Origin of the sequence: Pantoea sp. Sc1 (assembly GCF_000255315.1) — a bacterium.
Classification (GTDB): Bacteria; Pseudomonadota; Gammaproteobacteria; order Enterobacterales; family Enterobacteriaceae; genus Pantoea; species Pantoea anthophila.
Window position 1 is genome coordinate 292,242 of the sequence record NZ_AJFP01000001.1, and the last position, 15,258, is coordinate 307,499.

Here is a 15,258-nt window from a genome sequence, read left to right on the forward strand (position 1 = left end):
CTTCGTCTCCACGCCATTTACTGCATTATACGCATCAGCAGACCGGAACTGCCATTGCGCCATGTGCCAGGCAGTAGCGCAGCCAGTCTGCGAGAAACTGGTTTATCTGATGTTTTTCATCGCGCTGATGCAATTTTTTATTAGGATAATCATAGCGCGCTTTAAAGCGATAGATCTGTTGAGTTGAACACACTTCAGCGACCATCGCATCGTGATAGAGCCGTACCGACATCGAAGGCAGGCTCCAGTAACTCACGGCAGGCGCGACCTGGCGAATCTCCACCAGCGTGGTGTAGCGGGTCGACTCCTGGATGGTCAGCTGATAACGGGCGCCACTCACCTGATAGATCACCGATGCACCCGCCTCATCGCTGCGCGGCAGCAGGCGGCGTAACTGGGCGAAATTGGTTTCGCAGAGCCGCATCATTTCGGGGAAATCAGGGGTATAGCGCTGTTTCATTTTTGTATCCACTCTTCACGTAGTTTTTCATGGTGCAACGCCAGCCATTGCAGGGCGATGACAGACGCCGCATTATCGATAATCCCCTCTTCCACCCAGCGATAAGCCTGTTCGCGGCTCACCACATGGACAAGAATATCCTCATTCTCTTCCTCCAGACCATGGCATCCCTCTGCCAGGCTGGCATCCACTTCCCCAATCAGCACCGACAGTCGTTCGCTGGTGCCGCCAGGGCTGGCCAGATAGCTCAGCATAGGCTTAATCCGGCCGACCTCTAATCCTGCTTCTTCCACGGCTTCACGACGCACGACCTGCTCAACAGACTCCCCCGGCTCGATAATGCCGGCGACCATCTCCAGCAGCCAGGGCGAGGCACTGCTGTCATAAGCCGGGATGCGGATCTGTTCAATCAGCACCACTTCATCACGTAAGGGATCATAAGGTAGCAGCACGGCGGCATGTCCGCGCTCAAAAACTTCGCGCTGCACTTCGCCGCTCATTTCGCCATTAAACTGGCGGTGGCGGAAGCGGTAACGTACAACGGAAAAAAAACCATCATAGACGGTTTCGCGTGTAATAATTTCTACATCGTTTTTTGTGAAAGTCACGGGGGATTTTTTTTCTTCCGGCATCATCAGGTTCCTTATGCAGATTGGGTGGAGCGAAAAAAGCCTCTGACCGTGCTCCATGTAGGGTGTTCTTTCTGAATTATTTACGTAAATTAGAGGGAGAAGGCACGTTCAGCCAACTTATCTCACAGTTGCCCTCTGCTAGAATCGGCGATAATTTTTGGCTTACCCGGCAGCGCACGCACTGCAATTTGCTGCAACAAAAGGAATGCAAATGAAAAAACTGCTCCCATTTTTTATTGGGCTGAGCCTGGGCGGTTTCAGCTTTACCGGCCAGGCCGAAGATCTGCTGCAGGTTTACCAGCAGGCACGTCTGAGCAACCCGGATCTGCGCAGCGCCGCAGCCGATCGCGATTCTGCTTTTGAGAAAATTAACGAAGCGCGTAGCCCATTATTACCACAGCTCGGCCTGGGTGCAGATTACACCTACAACAGCGGTTATCGCGATAACAGCGGACTCCATTCCAACACGACCAGTGGCTCGCTGCAATTAACCCAGACCATTTTCGATATGTCGAAATGGCGCGCGCTGACCCTGCAGGAAAAAGCGGCCGGTATTCAGGATGTGACCTATCAGGTTGCACAGCAGGATCTGATTCTGAACACCGCCACCGCCTACTTCAACGTGCTGAAAGCGATTGATACGCTTTCTTACACCGAAGCGCAGAAACAGTCCATCTATCGTGAGCTGGACCAGACGACTCAGCGCTTTAACGTCGGCCTGGTGGCCATCACTGACGTTCAGAACGCCCGCGCGCAGTATGACAGCGTGCTGGCTAACGAAGTGACCGCGCGAAACAATCTGGATAACAACGTAGAGACGCTGCGTCAGATCACCGGCATGGACTACCTGTCGCTGGCGTCGCTGAACATCGACCGTTTCAGAACCGATAAGCCGGAAGCGGTCAGCGCGCTGCTCAAGCAGGCCGAGAGTCGTAACCTGTCGCTGCTCTCTGCACGTCTGAACCAGGATCTGGCCCGTGAGCAGATCCGCTCCGCGGAAACCGGTCATATGCCGACGCTGGATCTGACCGCCTCTACCGGCATGTCGAACAGCAAATATGGCGGCAGCCGTGCTAACCAGAGCGCAGGCTCTACCGACTCCATCACCGGTTCAAACCAGGTGGGTCTGAGCTTCTCCCTGCCGCTTTACAGCGGCGGCGGCGTGACCTCTCAGGTGAAACAGGCGCAGTACGGTTTCGTCAGCGCCAGCGAACAGCTGGAAAGCGCTCACCGCACTGCGGTGCAGACCGTGCGCTCATCGTTCAACAACGTGAACGCCTCGATCAGCAGCATCAACGCCTATAAACAGGCTGTTGTCTCTGCGCAGAGTTCACTGGATGCGTCAGAAGCCGGTTATCAGGTGGGTACACGTACTATCGTCGACGTGCTGGATGCGACCACCGTACTCTACAATGCCAAGCAGCAGCTTTCTGATGCGCGCTACAGCTACCTGATTAACCAGCTGAACATCAGCTATGCGCTGGGCACGCTCAACGAGCAGAACCTGCAGAAACTGAACAGCCAGCTGGGTAAAGAGATCCCGACCTCTCCGGAAACCGTGGCACCGGAAAACGCGCAGCAGACCGCGCGCGTGGACAACGGTCCGGTCGCGACGGGCTCAGCAGAGGCTGCGCGTCCTGCCGCTGCCCGCCAGAAAAGCGGTAACCCTTTCGGTAACTAATCAGCACTGACGGGCTGCTTTGCGGCCCGTCTCTCTGTTGAACGTATAACTAAGTAAAGATCCCTGCGGCATCAGGCCTTCAGCTTCAATTTTACCCCCCCATCCCCTATTCTATGCGCTACCTTTGGGCACAGGATAATCATAATGAAACGCACAAAATCTATTCGCTATGCCGCTTTTCGTAAGAGCTGGCAGGCGCGCCATTTAACGCCTGTTGCTATCGCGGTTTCAGCGGTATTTATGCTGGCAGGCTGCGAGCAGAACGATGAAACGGTTTCGATGTATCAGAACGCCGATGACTGTTCTAAAGCCAATCCGGGTCAGAGTGCGCAATGTACCACCGCCTTCAATGAAGCCAAAAAAGAGGCGGAGCGCACCGCGCCAAAATATGCCACACGTGAAGATTGTGTCGCTGAATTTGGTGAAAACCAGTGTCAGCAGACCCCGGCTCAGGCGGGCGCCGGCACCACCAATGCTGAAGCCCAGCAGAGTGGCGGCAGTTTCTGGATGCCGCTGATGGCCGGTTACATGATGGGTCGCATGATGGGCGGTGGCGCAGGCTTCGCACAGCAGCCGCTCTTCTCGTCGAAAAACCCGCGCAGTCCGGCAAATGGCCAGTTTGTGGATGCTTCCGGCCGTAATTATGGTGCCGCGACCTCCGGCAAAACCATGAACGTGCCGAAAACGGCGCTGGCCCCTAAACCGGCCACGACCTCCACCATTACCCGTGGTGGCTTCGGTGAAACCGTGGCGAAGCAGAACAGCATGCAGCGCAGCAGCGCCAGCGGTACCTCCAGCCGCTCAATGGGAGGCTAATCCCCGATGGAACGCATTGCCATTTCAGAGCGTCCGGGCTGGCGCGAAAAAGCCACCGAGTTCGGTTTTCGTTTTCACACCATGCATGGCGAGCCCTACTGGTGCGAAGAGGCGTACTACCAGTTCACGCTGGCGCAAATCGATCATCTGGAAGAGGTGACGGCTGAGCTGCACCAGATGTGTCTGCAGGTGGTGGAAAAAGTGGTCAACAGTGAAGCCCTGCTGACCCGCTTCCGCATTCCCCGGCACACCTGGGATTTTGTGCGGGATTCGTGGCGTCAGCGTCAGCCCTCGCTCTATTCGCGCCTCGATCTCGCCTGGGATGGCAAAGGCGACATCAAGCTGCTGGAGAACAATGCCGATACGCCGACCTCGCTGTATGAAGCGGCCTTTTTCCAGTGGCTCTGGCTGGAAGACCAGCTAAATGCCGGACAGCTCCCGGCTAGCAGCGATCAGTTCAACAGCCTGCAGGAAAAACTGATCGAGCGCTTTGCCACCCTGCATCAGCAGCATGGGTTTAACCTGCTGCATTTCGCCTGCTGCCGTGACACCGAAGAAGATCGCGGCACGGTGCAGTATCTTCAGGACTGCGCGACCGAAGCGGGTCTGCCGGTTGAATTTCTCTACATTGATGAAATTGGCCTGGGAGAAAAAGGCGAGTTTACCGATGCCCAGGATCAGGTGATCAGCAACCTGTTTAAGCTCTATCCGTGGGAATTCATGCTGCGTGAGATGTTCTCCACCAAGCTGGCTGATGCTGGCGTGCGCTGGCTCGAACCGGCCTGGAAGAGCATTCTGTCGAACAAAGCCCTGCTGCCGATGCTCTGGGAGATGTTCCCGAATCACCCTAATCTGCTGCCCGCCTGGTTTGCGGAAGATGATGTCCCGCCGATAGAAAAGTATGTGGTTAAGCCGCTGTTTTCCCGCGAGGGCGCGAACATCCGCATCATCGAGAAGGGTCAGGAGATCGCCCGCGTCGACGGGCCTTACGGTGAAGAGGGAATGATCGTCCAGCAGTTTCATCCGCTGCCTAAGTTTGGTGACAGCTACACGCTGATCGGCAGCTGGCTGATTGACGATCAACCCGCCGGTATCGGCCTGCGTGAAGATCGCGAGCTGATCACTCAGGATCTTTCGCGTTTCTATCCGCACGCGTTTGTCGGTTAACGCAGCGCGACAAGAACAGGCCAGCCTCTGGCCTGTTTCCTCTCAGCGTCGACCTAACCTGCCTGAACCGACAACATGCTGATGGCACCCATCTCCATACCCTCAACCGGAAGGGTGATGGCGTCATCTGGCTGACGCGCACCCAGCACATAGAGCAGCGGCAGATAGTGCTCAGGCGTCGGGTTCGCCAGCGCCGCATCAGGATGCGTCATAAAGTTCACCAGCGGATGGGAAGCGGCATCGCTCTGCACCTCAAGGTTATCGCGGACAAACTGCTCAAAGCGGCTGGCCCAGGGATAGACCTCGTCTCCGCCTCCCCAGCGCACCTTACGCAGGTTATGCACCACGTTACCACTGGCGACGATCATCACACCCTGATCGCGCAGCGCGGCCAGTTTCTGCCCCATCTCAAAGTGAAATGCAGCAGGTTTTGTGCCGTCGATGCTGAGCTGCACCACCGGAATATCGGCCTGCGGGTACATCTTAATCAGCACGCCCCAGGAACCGTGATCGAACCCCCATTCATGATCCAGCGTTACCGCCACCGGTGCCAGCTGCTCCACCAGCTGCTGCGCCAGCTCAGGCGAGCCCGGTGCGGGATAGCGGGTGTCAAACAGCGCCTGCGGAAAGCCGCCAAAATCATGAATGGTTCTGGGGGAGGCCATCGCCGTTACCGCCGTCCCGCGCGTATACCAGTGCGCAGAGACCGCCACAATCGCCCGCGGGCGTGGCAGAGTCTCACCTGCATGGCGCCAGGCGGCCGTATAACGGTTCTCTTCAAGGGCATTCATTGGGTTGCCGTGGCCCAAAAACAGCGCCGGCATGCGTAACTGGCTCATTCGTGATCCCCCGGGATCGGTTAGGTGATAGCCACTACGATACGCGCATTCCCGACGTTAGCACGCTGATAAGCGTGATGATGATGATCAGAAAATTTGAATAACTCAGAAAGGAAAACAGGTCACGCTGCGTGACCTGTTTTTGACTGTCGGTGATTAGCTGGCGTGACGCGTCTCGTGTTCACGACGCCAGGCAATCAGATCTTCAATGGTCACCACCGGCATGTTGTGCTGACGCGCGAACGCAATCGCCTCAGGCGCATGCGCCATAGTGCCGTCGTCGTTGGTCAGTTCACACAGTACGCCTGCGGGCTTAAAGCCGGCCAGCGTCACTAAATCGATGGTCGCTTCGGTATGACCGCCACGGCTTAAGACGCCACCTTCACGCGCACGCAGCGGGAAGACATGGCCAGGGCGATGCAGATCGGTGGGTTTAGCGTCATCAGCAATCGCCGCACGGATCGTGGTAATACGGTCCTGAGCAGAAACGCCGGTGGTAACGCCCTCTGCAGCCTCGATGGTCACCGTGAAGCCGGTGCCAAACGAGCTGGTGTTGTTCTCCACCATCATTGGCAGGTCGAGCTGCTGACGACGTTCTTCGGTCAGGCAGAGGCACACGATGCCGCTGCCGTGACGAATCGTCAGAGCCATCTGTTCAACGGTCATGGTTTCTGCGGCGAAGATCATATCGCCTTCGTTTTCACGATTTTCATCGTCGAGCACCATCACACCGCGTCCCTCACGCAGGGCGGCGATAGCACGTTCTACACGCTGTTGAGGCGTGCCAAATTCAGAAAGTAGCGTCTGATTCATGGTAATAAAAACCTTAAAATGTATGGGTTACCAGAATCAGGGCATGCTTAGGAGTGACGTCAAAAAGACGTGGCAATAACGTGATGCAGACACAATTGTCCGACAGGTGTCGTTACCCTCTCCCATCCGGACTGTAACCGTCGGCCCCGGAATTGCACCGGATCTGCTGTCCTTTACCCCGCTTTTCAGTGGAATAAAGCGCTCGCGGGCTTTCAGCCGAGGCTGATTTACCGCCGGTGGGGAATTGCGCCCCGCCCTGAGAATAAGCAAATCAACTATAACGCTGATCGTTTGTAGCGGCAATCATCAATAGCGCAATTGCTTTTGCATTTTCTGCGTTACCGATTTGAGGTTTATCCTTTTCATTTCTGGCATTACACTTAACACTTATTACGTTGGTAAACACGCTGACACAGCTCCCGTAACCAGGAAATCATCATGATCGACACGAAAAAAATTGAACAACTTGCCCGCCAGGTTCACGACGCGATGCCTAAAGGCGTTCGCGAGTTTGGCGATGATGTCGAAAAGAAAATTCGTCAGGTTCTCCAGGCGCAGCTGACCCGGATGGATCTGGTTAACCGTGAAGAGTTTGATGTGCAGACGCAGGTGTTACTGCGTACGCGTGAGAAAATGGCGGCACTGGAGCAGCGTCTGGCCCAGCTGGAAAGTCAGGGTTCATCAGCAGGTACGCCGCCGACCGCGACCGCACCGGTTGCCCCTGCTGCGCCGGTTACCCCGCCGTCATCCGTAGCAACTTCCCCTGCAGCAGCACCGGTATCAACACCGGCTGCCGATGTGGTTAAACCTGCTGCGGATAACAAGCCAGAATAAGCCGTTAAGCGGGAGCACGGCTCCCGCTTAACGCCGCTGTCAGCTGCTGCGGATGGTTTTGATGATGTTGGTGGTTGAGATACCGTCTTCGAAGTTCAGCACCTGTACGTCGCCGCCATTTGCCCACACCTCTTTGCTGCCCGCGATATCTTCCGGCTTATAATCGCCGCCTTTGACCAGCAGGTCAGGCAGAATGCTGGCGATCAGCCGCTGCGGGGTATCCTCTTCAAACAGCACCACCCAGTCGACCGCTTCCAGCGCACCGAGAACAATCATGCGGTTTTCCTGCGGATTGACCGGACGGCTCTCCCCTTTCAGACGTTTGGTTGACGCATCGCTGTTAACCGCGACAATCAGCCGATCGCCGAGTTTGCGGGCGTTCGCCAGGTAAGAGACATGGCCGGCATGCAGAATGTCGAACACCCCGTTGGTCATCACCACTTTTTCACCGCGGCGGCGCGCCATCTCAACGGCGGCTTTTAACTGCGCTTCCGTCATGATGCCGAACCCCTGCTCCGGTCGGGCATGAATGGCGTTTTCCAGCTCAACGGTACTGACCGTCGAGGTTCCCAGTTTGCCGACCACGACACCAGCTGCTGCATTGGCGAGGAAACAGGCTTCTTCCAGTGAATCGCCTGCCGCCAGCGCCGCCGCCAGTACGCCAATGACCGTATCGCCGGCACCGGTCACGTCATAGACCTCCTGCGCCTGAGTCGGCAGATGCAGCGGCGCTTTGCCTGGCTGCAGCAGCGTCATGCCATTCTCGGAGCGGGTCACCAGCAGCGCAGAGAGATCGAAATCGGCAATCAGCTGCATGCCGCGCGAGACAATCTCCTCTTCGCTTTTGCATTTGCCGACCACGGCTTCAAATTCTGAAAGGTTTGGCGTCAGCAGCGTCGCGCCACGGTAGCGGGCAAAATCGGTGCCTTTCGGGTCGATGAGAACCGGCACACCGGCGTCACGCGCCAGAGTAATCATGGTCTGCACGCTTTCCAGCGCGCCTTTGGCGTAATCGGATAGCACCAGCGCACCGGCAGCCACCAGGGATTCGCGCATCTTCTGATGAATCGGTTCCGGATCGACCTGATCAAAGCCCTCTTCAAAGTCGAGGCGGATCAGCTGCTGATTGCGGGAAAGCACGCGCAGTTTGGTGATGGTTGGATGGCTTTTAACCGCCACGAAGTCACAGTGTACGTTGACATCTTTCAGCGTGCTGCTTAACACGCGCGCCGCATCATCTTCGCCGGTCAGGCCAATCAGGCGTGACGCGGCACCGAGTGCTGCAATGTTCATCGCCACGTTTGCTGCGCCGCCAGGACGCTCTTCAACCGTGTCCACTTTCACCACCGGCACCGGTGCCTCAGGGGAGATACGGCTGGTTGGGCCATACCAGTAGCGGTCCAACATTACATCGCCGACGACCAGCACTGAGGCTTGACCGAACGCGGGCAGAGTCACTTTCATTCCAGACACTCCAGACTGCATTAAAAATAGTGCGCGGATGATAGCACAGTTGCGATTTGTGCTATCAGCATCACGCCAGGATAGACGCAGGCGTTACCAGCCAGCGCTGCCAGCTGCTCAGCACCGTCTGCTGCTCCGCGCCATAGGCCTCTGGCTCCACGTGGCCAGGCAGCTCCTGCAGCGCGCGATGGTGCAGGGCGTCGCGCAGGGTAACGTAAGCCTGCGTCAGCGCCTCCGCTTCATCGGCGGCCATTTTGTGGTACGTCGCCATCAGCTCAAAAATGCGCACATTATCTGACCAGCGGGTGAGTTCAGGCTGCTCAGCGGCGTAGCGTAAGACAAGATATTGCGCGATGAATTCAATATCGGTGATGCCGCCCGCGTCCGTTTTAATATCCCAGCGACCTTTGTGCTTGTTGCTGAGGTGAGTGCGCATCTTTTCACGCATCTCACGCACTTCGGTCTGCAGGGCTTCCGCGCTGCGCGACTGCGAGAGGATCGCCCGGCGAATGGCATTGAAGCGTTCCCCCAGCGCCGCCTCGCCAAATACCACGCGCGCCCGGACCAGTGCCTGATGCTCCCAGGTCCAGGCTTCGTTGCGCTGATAGTCGTCAAAGGCGTCAAAGGTACTGACCAGCATGCCCGCCGCACCGGAAGGACGCAGCCGCGCATCCACCTCATAGAGAATGCCGGAGGCGGTGCGGGTACTGAACAGATGCATGATGCGCTGAGCAAGCCGCAGATAGAACTGACGGCCATCGATGCTGCGCTCGCCGTCCGTCACCGCGTCTGCCGGGCAGTCATGCAGGAAGACCAGATCGAGGTCAGAACTGTAACCCAGCTCCCAGCCCCCCAGCTTGCCGTAGCCCAGCACGGCAAAGCCGCGCTCATGTTCGCTGGTCAGGTGCGAGGGGCGGCCGTAGCGCTGCACCATCATCGTCCACGCCTGCCGCACCACGGAGTCGATAATCGCCTCCGCCAGCCAGGTCAGGTGATCGCTCACTTTCATCACCGGCAGCGTGCCCGCGATGTCGGCGGCGGCAATACGCAGATGCTGAGCCTGTTTAAACTGCCGCACCGCTTCCAGCTGCTGCTCTTCATCCTCAGTGGGAATACGCAGCAGATACTGTCGCAGTTCGTCACGATAGGCGTCGGTGGCGGTGGGCTGATAGAGCGTGGCGGGATCGAGCAGCTCATCCAGCAGCAAGGGGTGACGTGCCAGCTGGCTGGCCACCATCGGTGAGGCGGCACACAGCCGGATCAGATGACGCAGCGCGCCATGATATTCGGTGAGCAGCTCCAGATAGGTGCTGCGGGTCAGCACGCCAAGCAGCAGCGGCGTCACGCGGCTGAGCGTGACCGCCGCATCTTCGCGCAGGCAGACTTCGCTCAGCAGCCGCGGCATCAGCTGATCCAGCGCCTGACGGCCACGCGGGCCGATGGTGCGCCGGCTGATGTCCTGACGAAAAGCTTCCAGCGTCTGATGCAGCGACAGCCGCTGATCGTCGCTGAGCTGCGGCACCAGCGGAGCCAGCTCGCTGTCCTCCAGCTGGTCCTGCCACAGAACCTGAAACTCCGCCATCTCACGCTGGTCGTCAATGTCCGGGGTATCCTCACCAATCAGCTCGTCAAAGATAGTGCGTACGGCCGCCATCTGGCTGTCGAGCTGCGTCATCAGCGTCGCCCAGTCGGCACAATCCATTGCCCATGCCAGCCGGGCGCGATGCAGCGCATCCTCCGGCAGGGTCTGTGTCTGCTCATCGCCCAGGCTCTGCAGCAGATTCTCAAGCCGCCGCAGAAACAGGTAGGCCTCGCGCAGCGCATCGACCTGTTCAGCAGGGAGCAGAGCCAGCGTTTTAATCGCCTCCAGCGTTGGCAGCAGCGCACGCAGCTGAAGTGAGCGCTCACGTCCGCCCCGAATCAGCTGAAACACCTGCACGATAAATTCGGTTTCGCGAATGCCGCCCGCGCCCAGCTTGATGTTGTTTTTCAGTCCGCGTCGCCGCACTTCGCGGCTGATCATCCCTTTCATGTTACGCAGCGACTGAATCACGCTGAAGTCGATATAGCGCCGGTAAACAAAGGGCCGCAGCATCTGCTGCAGCTCAAGGCTCCAGCGATCCTGGTCATCGCCCATCAGCCGCGCCTTGACCATGGCATAGCGCTCCCAGTCGCGCCCCTGCTCCTGGTAGTAATCTTCGAGCGCGGCAAAGCTCATCACCAGCGGGCCGCTGTCGCCAAAGGGGCGCAGCCGCATATCCACCCGATAAACAAAGCCATCCATGGTGGGCTGATCGAGCACTTTGATCAGCCGCTGCCCCATACGGGTAAAGAACTGCGCGTTGTCGAGTTCACGCCGTCCGCCACGCGTGGTGCCGTTTTCTGGCCAGGCAAAAATCAGGTCGATATCAGAGGAGAAATTGAGTTCGCCGCCGCCCAGCTTGCCCATCCCCAGGATCAGCAGCGGCTGTGCCTCGCCATCAGCATTGCAGGGTGTGCCGAAATCATGACAGCAGGCCTGATAAACCCAGTCACGCGCCCGGCTGATCAGCACTTCCGCTAACACGCTGAGCTGCTGCAGGCTCTGTACGGTCGAGGCCTGTTGCAGGGCCTGCATCCAGGCGACCCGCACCAGCATACGACGACGAAACAGCCGCAGTTCCCGCATCAGGCTCGCTTCACTGTCAACCGTACTCAGCGCCTGATTCAGCCACGCGGCATAGTGTTGCCACTCATCAGGCTGCGGCGGCTGGTCGCGTATCGCCTGCCACCAGTCGGGATGTTGTTGCAGGTTTTCCAGCACGAAATCACTGAAAGCCAGCCCGGCAGCCTCCTCCGGGCTGAGCGAGGCCAGCGGCACCCCAAGCTGTCGGGCGGCCTCTTCGGCCTGATTGCGTAACAATGCGGGAAGTGCTGACAACATAACGCCCTCCTTGATGGCGTGACCTGAAAGCGGTTAGCGGCCTGTGCCGCTGGTGAGCCAGAACGGCGACTGTTTCATTGCCTGCGAGGCCAGCCAGGCTAAGCCCGACTCCTGCTTTTCATGAATGGCTGACAGCAGCTGCTGCCAGGGTTCCAGCCAGCTGGCGACGGTTTCAGGCGCGTAGGATCCGGCCAGCAGGTGAACCGTCAGCAGCTGACGCGCCAGACGGGTCGCCTTGTCCTGATATTCGTTCGGCTGTTTCACCGTGCTGAAGGTCTCTCTCAGATCGGCATTCACGCGGCTCAGCATGATGTCGCTGAAGCGTTTAAAGGAGCCCTGTAGCTTGGCTTCCCCTTTGGCGTCGATCCACTGACGCCACTGAGATTCCGCCAGCCAGTGCGTCAGAGCCAGCTGGGTCTCAACGGAGAGTGAAGAGAGACAGAAGGCAGCAGCGGCCTGCTCTTCATTCACCAGCGTCTCTTCCAGCGTGGTCAGTTGCTGACGCAGCGCGCTGCTGGCTTTGCGTGGCACCAGCGCACCAAACAGGCTGAACGCCTGGCGCAGCAGATCCAGCGCTTCGCGCACCGCATCCTGTGCTGCCGCGTTGCCCCGCAGCCAGACCTCTTCATGATATTGCCAGTGGCTGAGGCCAGCCGACATGGCGGCGACCATCCCCTGCTCCACGGTGGCTTTCGCCCCCGCTTTGAGCAGCGGGAACGGTTTGATCAGGCGCGGCGGATTCCCCTGCGCCAGCTGATAACCCCGGGCGGCTTTACTCAGGCTGCCCATCCGCAGTCCTCCCTGCTCCACCAGCTGCTGTGCAAAGGTCAGCAGATCCTGACGTTCGCCACGCTTCAGCTCAAGCTCTACCTCGCACAGCGGTTCGCTGAACTCACCGGCCGACACCTCGCCCTGGTCAAACGCCACTTCAATTTCGCTGTTTCCAGCGGTAATCAGCCAGATCTCGCGCTGGAAATGGGTGGTGAAAAGCGGCTGTAAGCGCGACTGGAGCGCCGCGACATCGGTGCCCTGCGGCCAGATCGTGGCGGGCAGGCGCGCAATATCGAGCACCGGTTCGCTGAGTTCAACGTTGTATTCCGGGCGCTGATGCAGTCCGCCCAGCGTCTGCCCCGCGGCCTTCAGGGTCATCTCATACTGTTTATCGATGCCACGAATGCGTAAGCCCATGTCCCAGCGTCGCAGCTGGTTGTCATCGGTCTCAAAGTAGATGTTGGTCAGTTCACGGGCCGCCTGATGCTGATGCGGCAAAGTGGAGAAGTACTCAGCCAGTTTCCCGGCCGCTTGTGGAGTTGCAATGAACTTTAGTTCGATTTCGATGGTCATAATTTTTTATTCACTACGCCGCTGGCACTTAAGAGGGTTTTTCCTGCATATTTCAGGCGATTATCAGCAGGCTGGTTACGCTGTCGCCTGAGGGCAAGGGGTTATGAGGCGAAGATTAATGCACAGAAGCGGCGCTGTCTCTGCTTTCTTTGCGCTTTGCAGACCTTTTCGCACTCCCATGAGACCAGGATAGTTCTCATTCAGATTTATGCGGGGCCTCTCCAGACTGTGCCGGTAAATTTTTAGTCAGATTAAGCCAAACGAAATCGAATGAAAAAAATCACACTCGCTGGAATCACTTTGCTGGCCCTCAGCACCCTTGCACCTGCCCACGCCGACGAAAAACGCTATGTCTCTGATGAACTCTCGACCTGGGTGCGCAGCGGCCCCGGCGACCAGTTCCGCCTGCTCGGTAAGCTGAACGCCGGGGAAGAGGTGCAGCTGTTACAGACCAACAATGATACTCATTATGGCCAGATCCGCGATTCGGAAGGCCGCACCACCTGGATCCCCCTGTCGCAGCTCAGCGCAAATCCGAGCCTGCGCACCCGGGTGCCGCAGCTTGAGCAGCAGGTCAAAGATCTGACCGCCAAGCTGGATAACATCGACAACAGCTGGAACCAGCGCACCGCCGAGATGCAGAACAAAGTCGCCAGCAGCGACGGTGTCATCAACGGGCTGAAAGACGAAAATCAGAAGCTGAAAAATGAGCTGATCGTCGCGCAGAAGAAAGTCAGCGCCGCCAACGTTCAGCTGGATGACAAGCAGCGTACCATCATCATGCAGTGGTTTATGTATGGCGGCGGCGTGCTGGGCGTCGGCCTGCTGCTGGGTCTGTTACTGCCGCACATGCTGCCGCGCCGCAAGAAAAGCGATCGCTGGATGAACTGACCGCATTCTGCCGGTTTTAAAGGGGGGATCAGACGATCCCCCCTTTGGCATGTCTGCAATCCGGGCAATCTGTGCAACAATAAAACCAGATGCACCGCTGATTTCAGGCGCGGGATGCGCCCGGCGTGCCGATCATTTCTTTTTCTCTGGAGTTTTACGTGAAGACGTTTCTTGTTGGCGGTGCGGTGCGTGATGCGCTGCTTAATCTGCCGGTTACAGACAAAGACTGGGTGGTGACCGGTGCCACGCCTGAAGCCATGCTGGAGCAGGGCTATCAGCAGGTCGGTCGCGATTTTCCCGTTTTCCTGCATCCTGTCAGCCGCGAAGAGTATGCGCTGGCACGAACCGAGCGGAAAAACGGGAAAGGCTATACCGGATTTGTGACCTGGTCTGCTCCCGACGTGACGCTGGAGCAGGACTTACAGCGGCGCGATCTGACGATTAACGCTATTGCGCAGGATGAGCATGGCAAACTGGTCGATCCCTACGACGGCCAGCGTGATATCGCTCAGCGCCTGCTGCGCCATGTCTCTGCGGCTTTCAGTGAAGACCCGCTGCGGGTTCTGCGGGTCGCGCGCTTTGCGGCGCGTTTTGCTCACCTCAACTTTCGTATCGCCCCTGAAACCCGGCAGCTGATGCAGCAGATGGCGGAGAGCGGAGAGCTGGCAAATCTTACGGCTGAGCGGGTGTGGAAGGAGACGGAAAAAGCCCTCAGCACCCGTAATCCGCAGGTCTATTTTCAGGTACTGCGCGACTGCGGTGCGCTGAAGGTGCTTTTCCCCGAACTGGACAATCTGTTTGGCATCCCGGCCCCTGCGAAGTGGCACCCGGAGATCGACACCGGCGTCCACACGCTGATGACGCTGGCGATGGCTGCCGCGCTCTCCGGAGAGATCGAGGTGCGCTTCGCCACGCTGTTCCATGACGTCGGTAAGGCACTGACGCCGCCTGAGCGTTGGCCCAGCCATCATGGTCATGGTCTGGCGGGTGTGCCGCTGGTTGAGGCGCTGTGTCAGCGGCTGCGGGTGCCCAACGCGATTCGCGATCTGGCCCTGATCGTGACCGAGTTTCATGATGTGGTGCACACCATTGAGCGGCAATCCGCGGCGTCGCTGGTGGCGCTGTTCGACCGGATTGATGCGTGGCGTAAGCCGCAGCGCGTCGAACAGATGGCGCTGACCAGTGAAGCGGACGCACGCGGGCGTGCCGGGCTGGAGAGTATGGCCTATCCGCAGGGTGACTATCTGCGTCGCGCTTTTGCGCTGGCGCAGGCGGTTCCCACTAAAGCCGTGATCGAGGCGGGGTTTAAAGGTGCGAAAGTGCGGGAGGAGTTAACGCGACGACGGGTTGACGCCGTCGCGCAGGGTCTGGCGATCGGGCAGACTGACTAGCAG

General features: G+C 58.3%; 14 protein-coding genes and 1 riboswitch. Of the genes, 6 read left to right on the plus strand and 8 right to left on the minus strand.

The window, feature by feature from the left end; genetic code table 11:
* Nucleotides 1-34: 34 nt before the first annotated feature.
* Nucleotides 35-460: a DUF1249 family protein gene (locus S7A_RS01365; RefSeq protein WP_009087284.1), complete on the minus strand. Its 426-nt coding sequence runs from the start codon at nucleotides 458-460 to the stop codon at nucleotides 35-37.
* On the minus strand, nucleotides 457-1,092 hold the full coding sequence (gene nudF, locus S7A_RS01370) for an ADP-ribose diphosphatase (RefSeq protein ID WP_009087285.1): 636 nt from the start codon (nucleotides 1,090-1,092) through the stop codon (nucleotides 457-459). The genes S7A_RS01365 and nudF overlap by 4 nt, the downstream gene beginning before the upstream one ends.
* A gap of 211 nt (nucleotides 1,093-1,303) precedes the next feature.
* Between nudF and tolC the strand changes: the two genes are divergently transcribed.
* The 3 genes from tolC (at nucleotide 1,304) to S7A_RS01385 (ending at nucleotide 4,756) form a co-directional block, all read left to right on the plus strand.
* Nucleotides 1,304-2,773: an outer membrane channel protein TolC gene (gene tolC, locus S7A_RS01375; protein ID WP_009087287.1), complete on the plus strand. Its 1,470-nt coding sequence runs from the start codon at nucleotides 1,304-1,306 to the stop codon at nucleotides 2,771-2,773.
* Between the two features lie 144 nt (nucleotides 2,774-2,917).
* On the plus strand, nucleotides 2,918-3,589 hold the full coding sequence (locus tag S7A_RS01380; RefSeq protein ID WP_009087289.1) for a DUF1190 family protein: 672 nt from the start codon (nucleotides 2,918-2,920) through the stop codon (nucleotides 3,587-3,589).
* 6 nt (nucleotides 3,590-3,595) lie between these two features.
* On the plus strand, nucleotides 3,596-4,756 hold the full coding sequence (locus tag S7A_RS01385; protein ID WP_009087291.1) for a glutathionylspermidine synthase family protein: 1,161 nt from the start codon (nucleotides 3,596-3,598) through the stop codon (nucleotides 4,754-4,756).
* A gap of 53 nt (nucleotides 4,757-4,809) precedes the next feature.
* Here S7A_RS01385 and ygiD read toward each other — a convergent pair whose 3' ends face one another.
* The 3 genes from ygiD to S7A_RS21720 form a co-directional block, all read right to left on the minus strand.
* Nucleotides 4,810-5,595 carry a 4,5-DOPA dioxygenase extradiol gene (gene ygiD / locus S7A_RS01390; protein WP_009087292.1) on the minus strand — a complete coding sequence of 262 codons (786 nt, stop codon included), beginning with the start codon at nucleotides 5,593-5,595 and terminating at the stop codon, nucleotides 4,810-4,812.
* A gap of 156 nt (nucleotides 5,596-5,751) precedes the next feature.
* The gene (gene ribB / locus S7A_RS01395; RefSeq protein WP_009087293.1) at nucleotides 5,752-6,408 is read right to left on the minus strand and encodes a 3,4-dihydroxy-2-butanone-4-phosphate synthase; all 657 of its coding nucleotides are present in this window, start codon (nucleotides 6,406-6,408) and stop codon (nucleotides 5,752-5,754) included.
* 110 nt (nucleotides 6,409-6,518) lie between these two features.
* Nucleotides 6,519-6,676, minus strand: a riboswitch (FMN riboswitch).
* A gap of 3 nt (nucleotides 6,677-6,679) precedes the next feature.
* On the minus strand, nucleotides 6,680-6,814 hold the full coding sequence (locus S7A_RS21720) for a hypothetical protein (RefSeq protein WP_255348906.1): 135 nt from the start codon (nucleotides 6,812-6,814) through the stop codon (nucleotides 6,680-6,682).
* A 32-nt stretch (nucleotides 6,815-6,846) separates the two neighbouring features.
* On the opposite strand from S7A_RS21720, the gene S7A_RS01400 reads away from it, so the two are divergent.
* A complete protein-coding gene (locus S7A_RS01400; protein WP_009087294.1) occupies nucleotides 6,847-7,242 on the plus strand; it encodes an accessory factor UbiK family protein in 396 nt (131 codons plus the stop codon).
* Nucleotides 7,243-7,281: 39 nt separating this feature from the next.
* Here the strand turns inward: S7A_RS01400 and hldE are convergent, their stop codons facing one another.
* From hldE to S7A_RS01415, 3 genes are all read right to left on the minus strand, one after another.
* Nucleotides 7,282-8,706, minus strand: a complete 1,425-nt coding sequence (gene hldE, locus S7A_RS01405) for a bifunctional D-glycero-beta-D-manno-heptose-7-phosphate kinase/D-glycero-beta-D-manno-heptose 1-phosphate adenylyltransferase HldE (protein ID WP_009087295.1) — start codon at nucleotides 8,704-8,706, stop codon at nucleotides 7,282-7,284.
* Nucleotides 8,707-8,776: 70 nt separating this feature from the next.
* Nucleotides 8,777-11,629, minus strand: coding sequence for a bifunctional [glutamate--ammonia ligase]-adenylyl-L-tyrosine phosphorylase/[glutamate--ammonia-ligase] adenylyltransferase (gene glnE, locus S7A_RS01410; protein WP_009087296.1), 2,853 nt, complete (start codon nucleotides 11,627-11,629; stop codon nucleotides 8,777-8,779).
* Nucleotides 11,630-11,662: 33 nt separating this feature from the next.
* Nucleotides 11,663-12,973 carry an inorganic triphosphatase gene (locus tag S7A_RS01415; protein WP_009087297.1) on the minus strand — a complete coding sequence of 437 codons (1,311 nt, stop codon included), beginning with the start codon at nucleotides 12,971-12,973 and terminating at the stop codon, nucleotides 11,663-11,665.
* Nucleotides 12,974-13,243: 270 nt separating this feature from the next.
* On the opposite strand from S7A_RS01415, the gene S7A_RS01420 reads away from it, so the two are divergent.
* Nucleotides 13,244-13,864 carry a TIGR04211 family SH3 domain-containing protein gene (locus S7A_RS01420; RefSeq protein WP_009087298.1) on the plus strand — a complete coding sequence of 207 codons (621 nt, stop codon included), beginning with the start codon at nucleotides 13,244-13,246 and terminating at the stop codon, nucleotides 13,862-13,864.
* 158 nt (nucleotides 13,865-14,022) lie between these two features.
* Nucleotides 14,023-15,255 carry a multifunctional CCA addition/repair protein gene (locus S7A_RS01425; RefSeq protein ID WP_033736460.1) on the plus strand — a complete coding sequence of 411 codons (1,233 nt, stop codon included), beginning with the start codon at nucleotides 14,023-14,025 and terminating at the stop codon, nucleotides 15,253-15,255.
* Nucleotides 15,256-15,258: the final 3 nt, after the last annotated feature.

Excerpts from the sequence above, each read along its gene's own strand:
- ygiD (WP_009087292.1), bottom strand. The coding sequence starts at position 5,595 with ATGAGCCAGTTACGCATGCCGGCGCTGTTTTTGGGCCACGGCAACCCA.
- S7A_RS01385 (WP_009087291.1), top strand. The coding sequence starts at position 3,596 with ATGGAACGCATTGCCATTTCAGAGCGTCCGGGCTGGCGCGAAAAAGCC.
- glnE (WP_009087296.1), bottom strand. The coding sequence starts at position 11,629 with ATGTTGTCAGCACTTCCCGCATTGTTACGCAATCAGGCCGAAGAGGCC.
- tolC (WP_009087287.1), top strand. The coding sequence starts at position 1,304 with ATGAAAAAACTGCTCCCATTTTTTATTGGGCTGAGCCTGGGCGGTTTC.
- hldE (WP_009087295.1), bottom strand. The coding sequence starts at position 8,706 with ATGAAAGTGACTCTGCCCGCGTTCGGTCAAGCCTCAGTGCTGGTCGTC.
- S7A_RS01365 (WP_009087284.1), bottom strand. The coding sequence starts at position 460 with ATGAAACAGCGCTATACCCCTGATTTCCCCGAAATGATGCGGCTCTGC.
- S7A_RS01380 (WP_009087289.1), top strand. The coding sequence starts at position 2,918 with ATGAAACGCACAAAATCTATTCGCTATGCCGCTTTTCGTAAGAGCTGG.
- S7A_RS01420 (WP_009087298.1), top strand. The coding sequence starts at position 13,244 with ATGAAAAAAATCACACTCGCTGGAATCACTTTGCTGGCCCTCAGCACC.
- ribB (WP_009087293.1), bottom strand. The coding sequence starts at position 6,408 with ATGAATCAGACGCTACTTTCTGAATTTGGCACGCCTCAACAGCGTGTA.
- S7A_RS01415 (WP_009087297.1), bottom strand. The coding sequence starts at position 12,973 with ATGACCATCGAAATCGAACTAAAGTTCATTGCAACTCCACAAGCGGCC.
- S7A_RS01400 (WP_009087294.1), top strand. The coding sequence starts at position 6,847 with ATGATCGACACGAAAAAAATTGAACAACTTGCCCGCCAGGTTCACGAC.
- nudF (WP_009087285.1), bottom strand. The coding sequence starts at position 1,092 with ATGCCGGAAGAAAAAAAATCCCCCGTGACTTTCACAAAAAACGATGTA.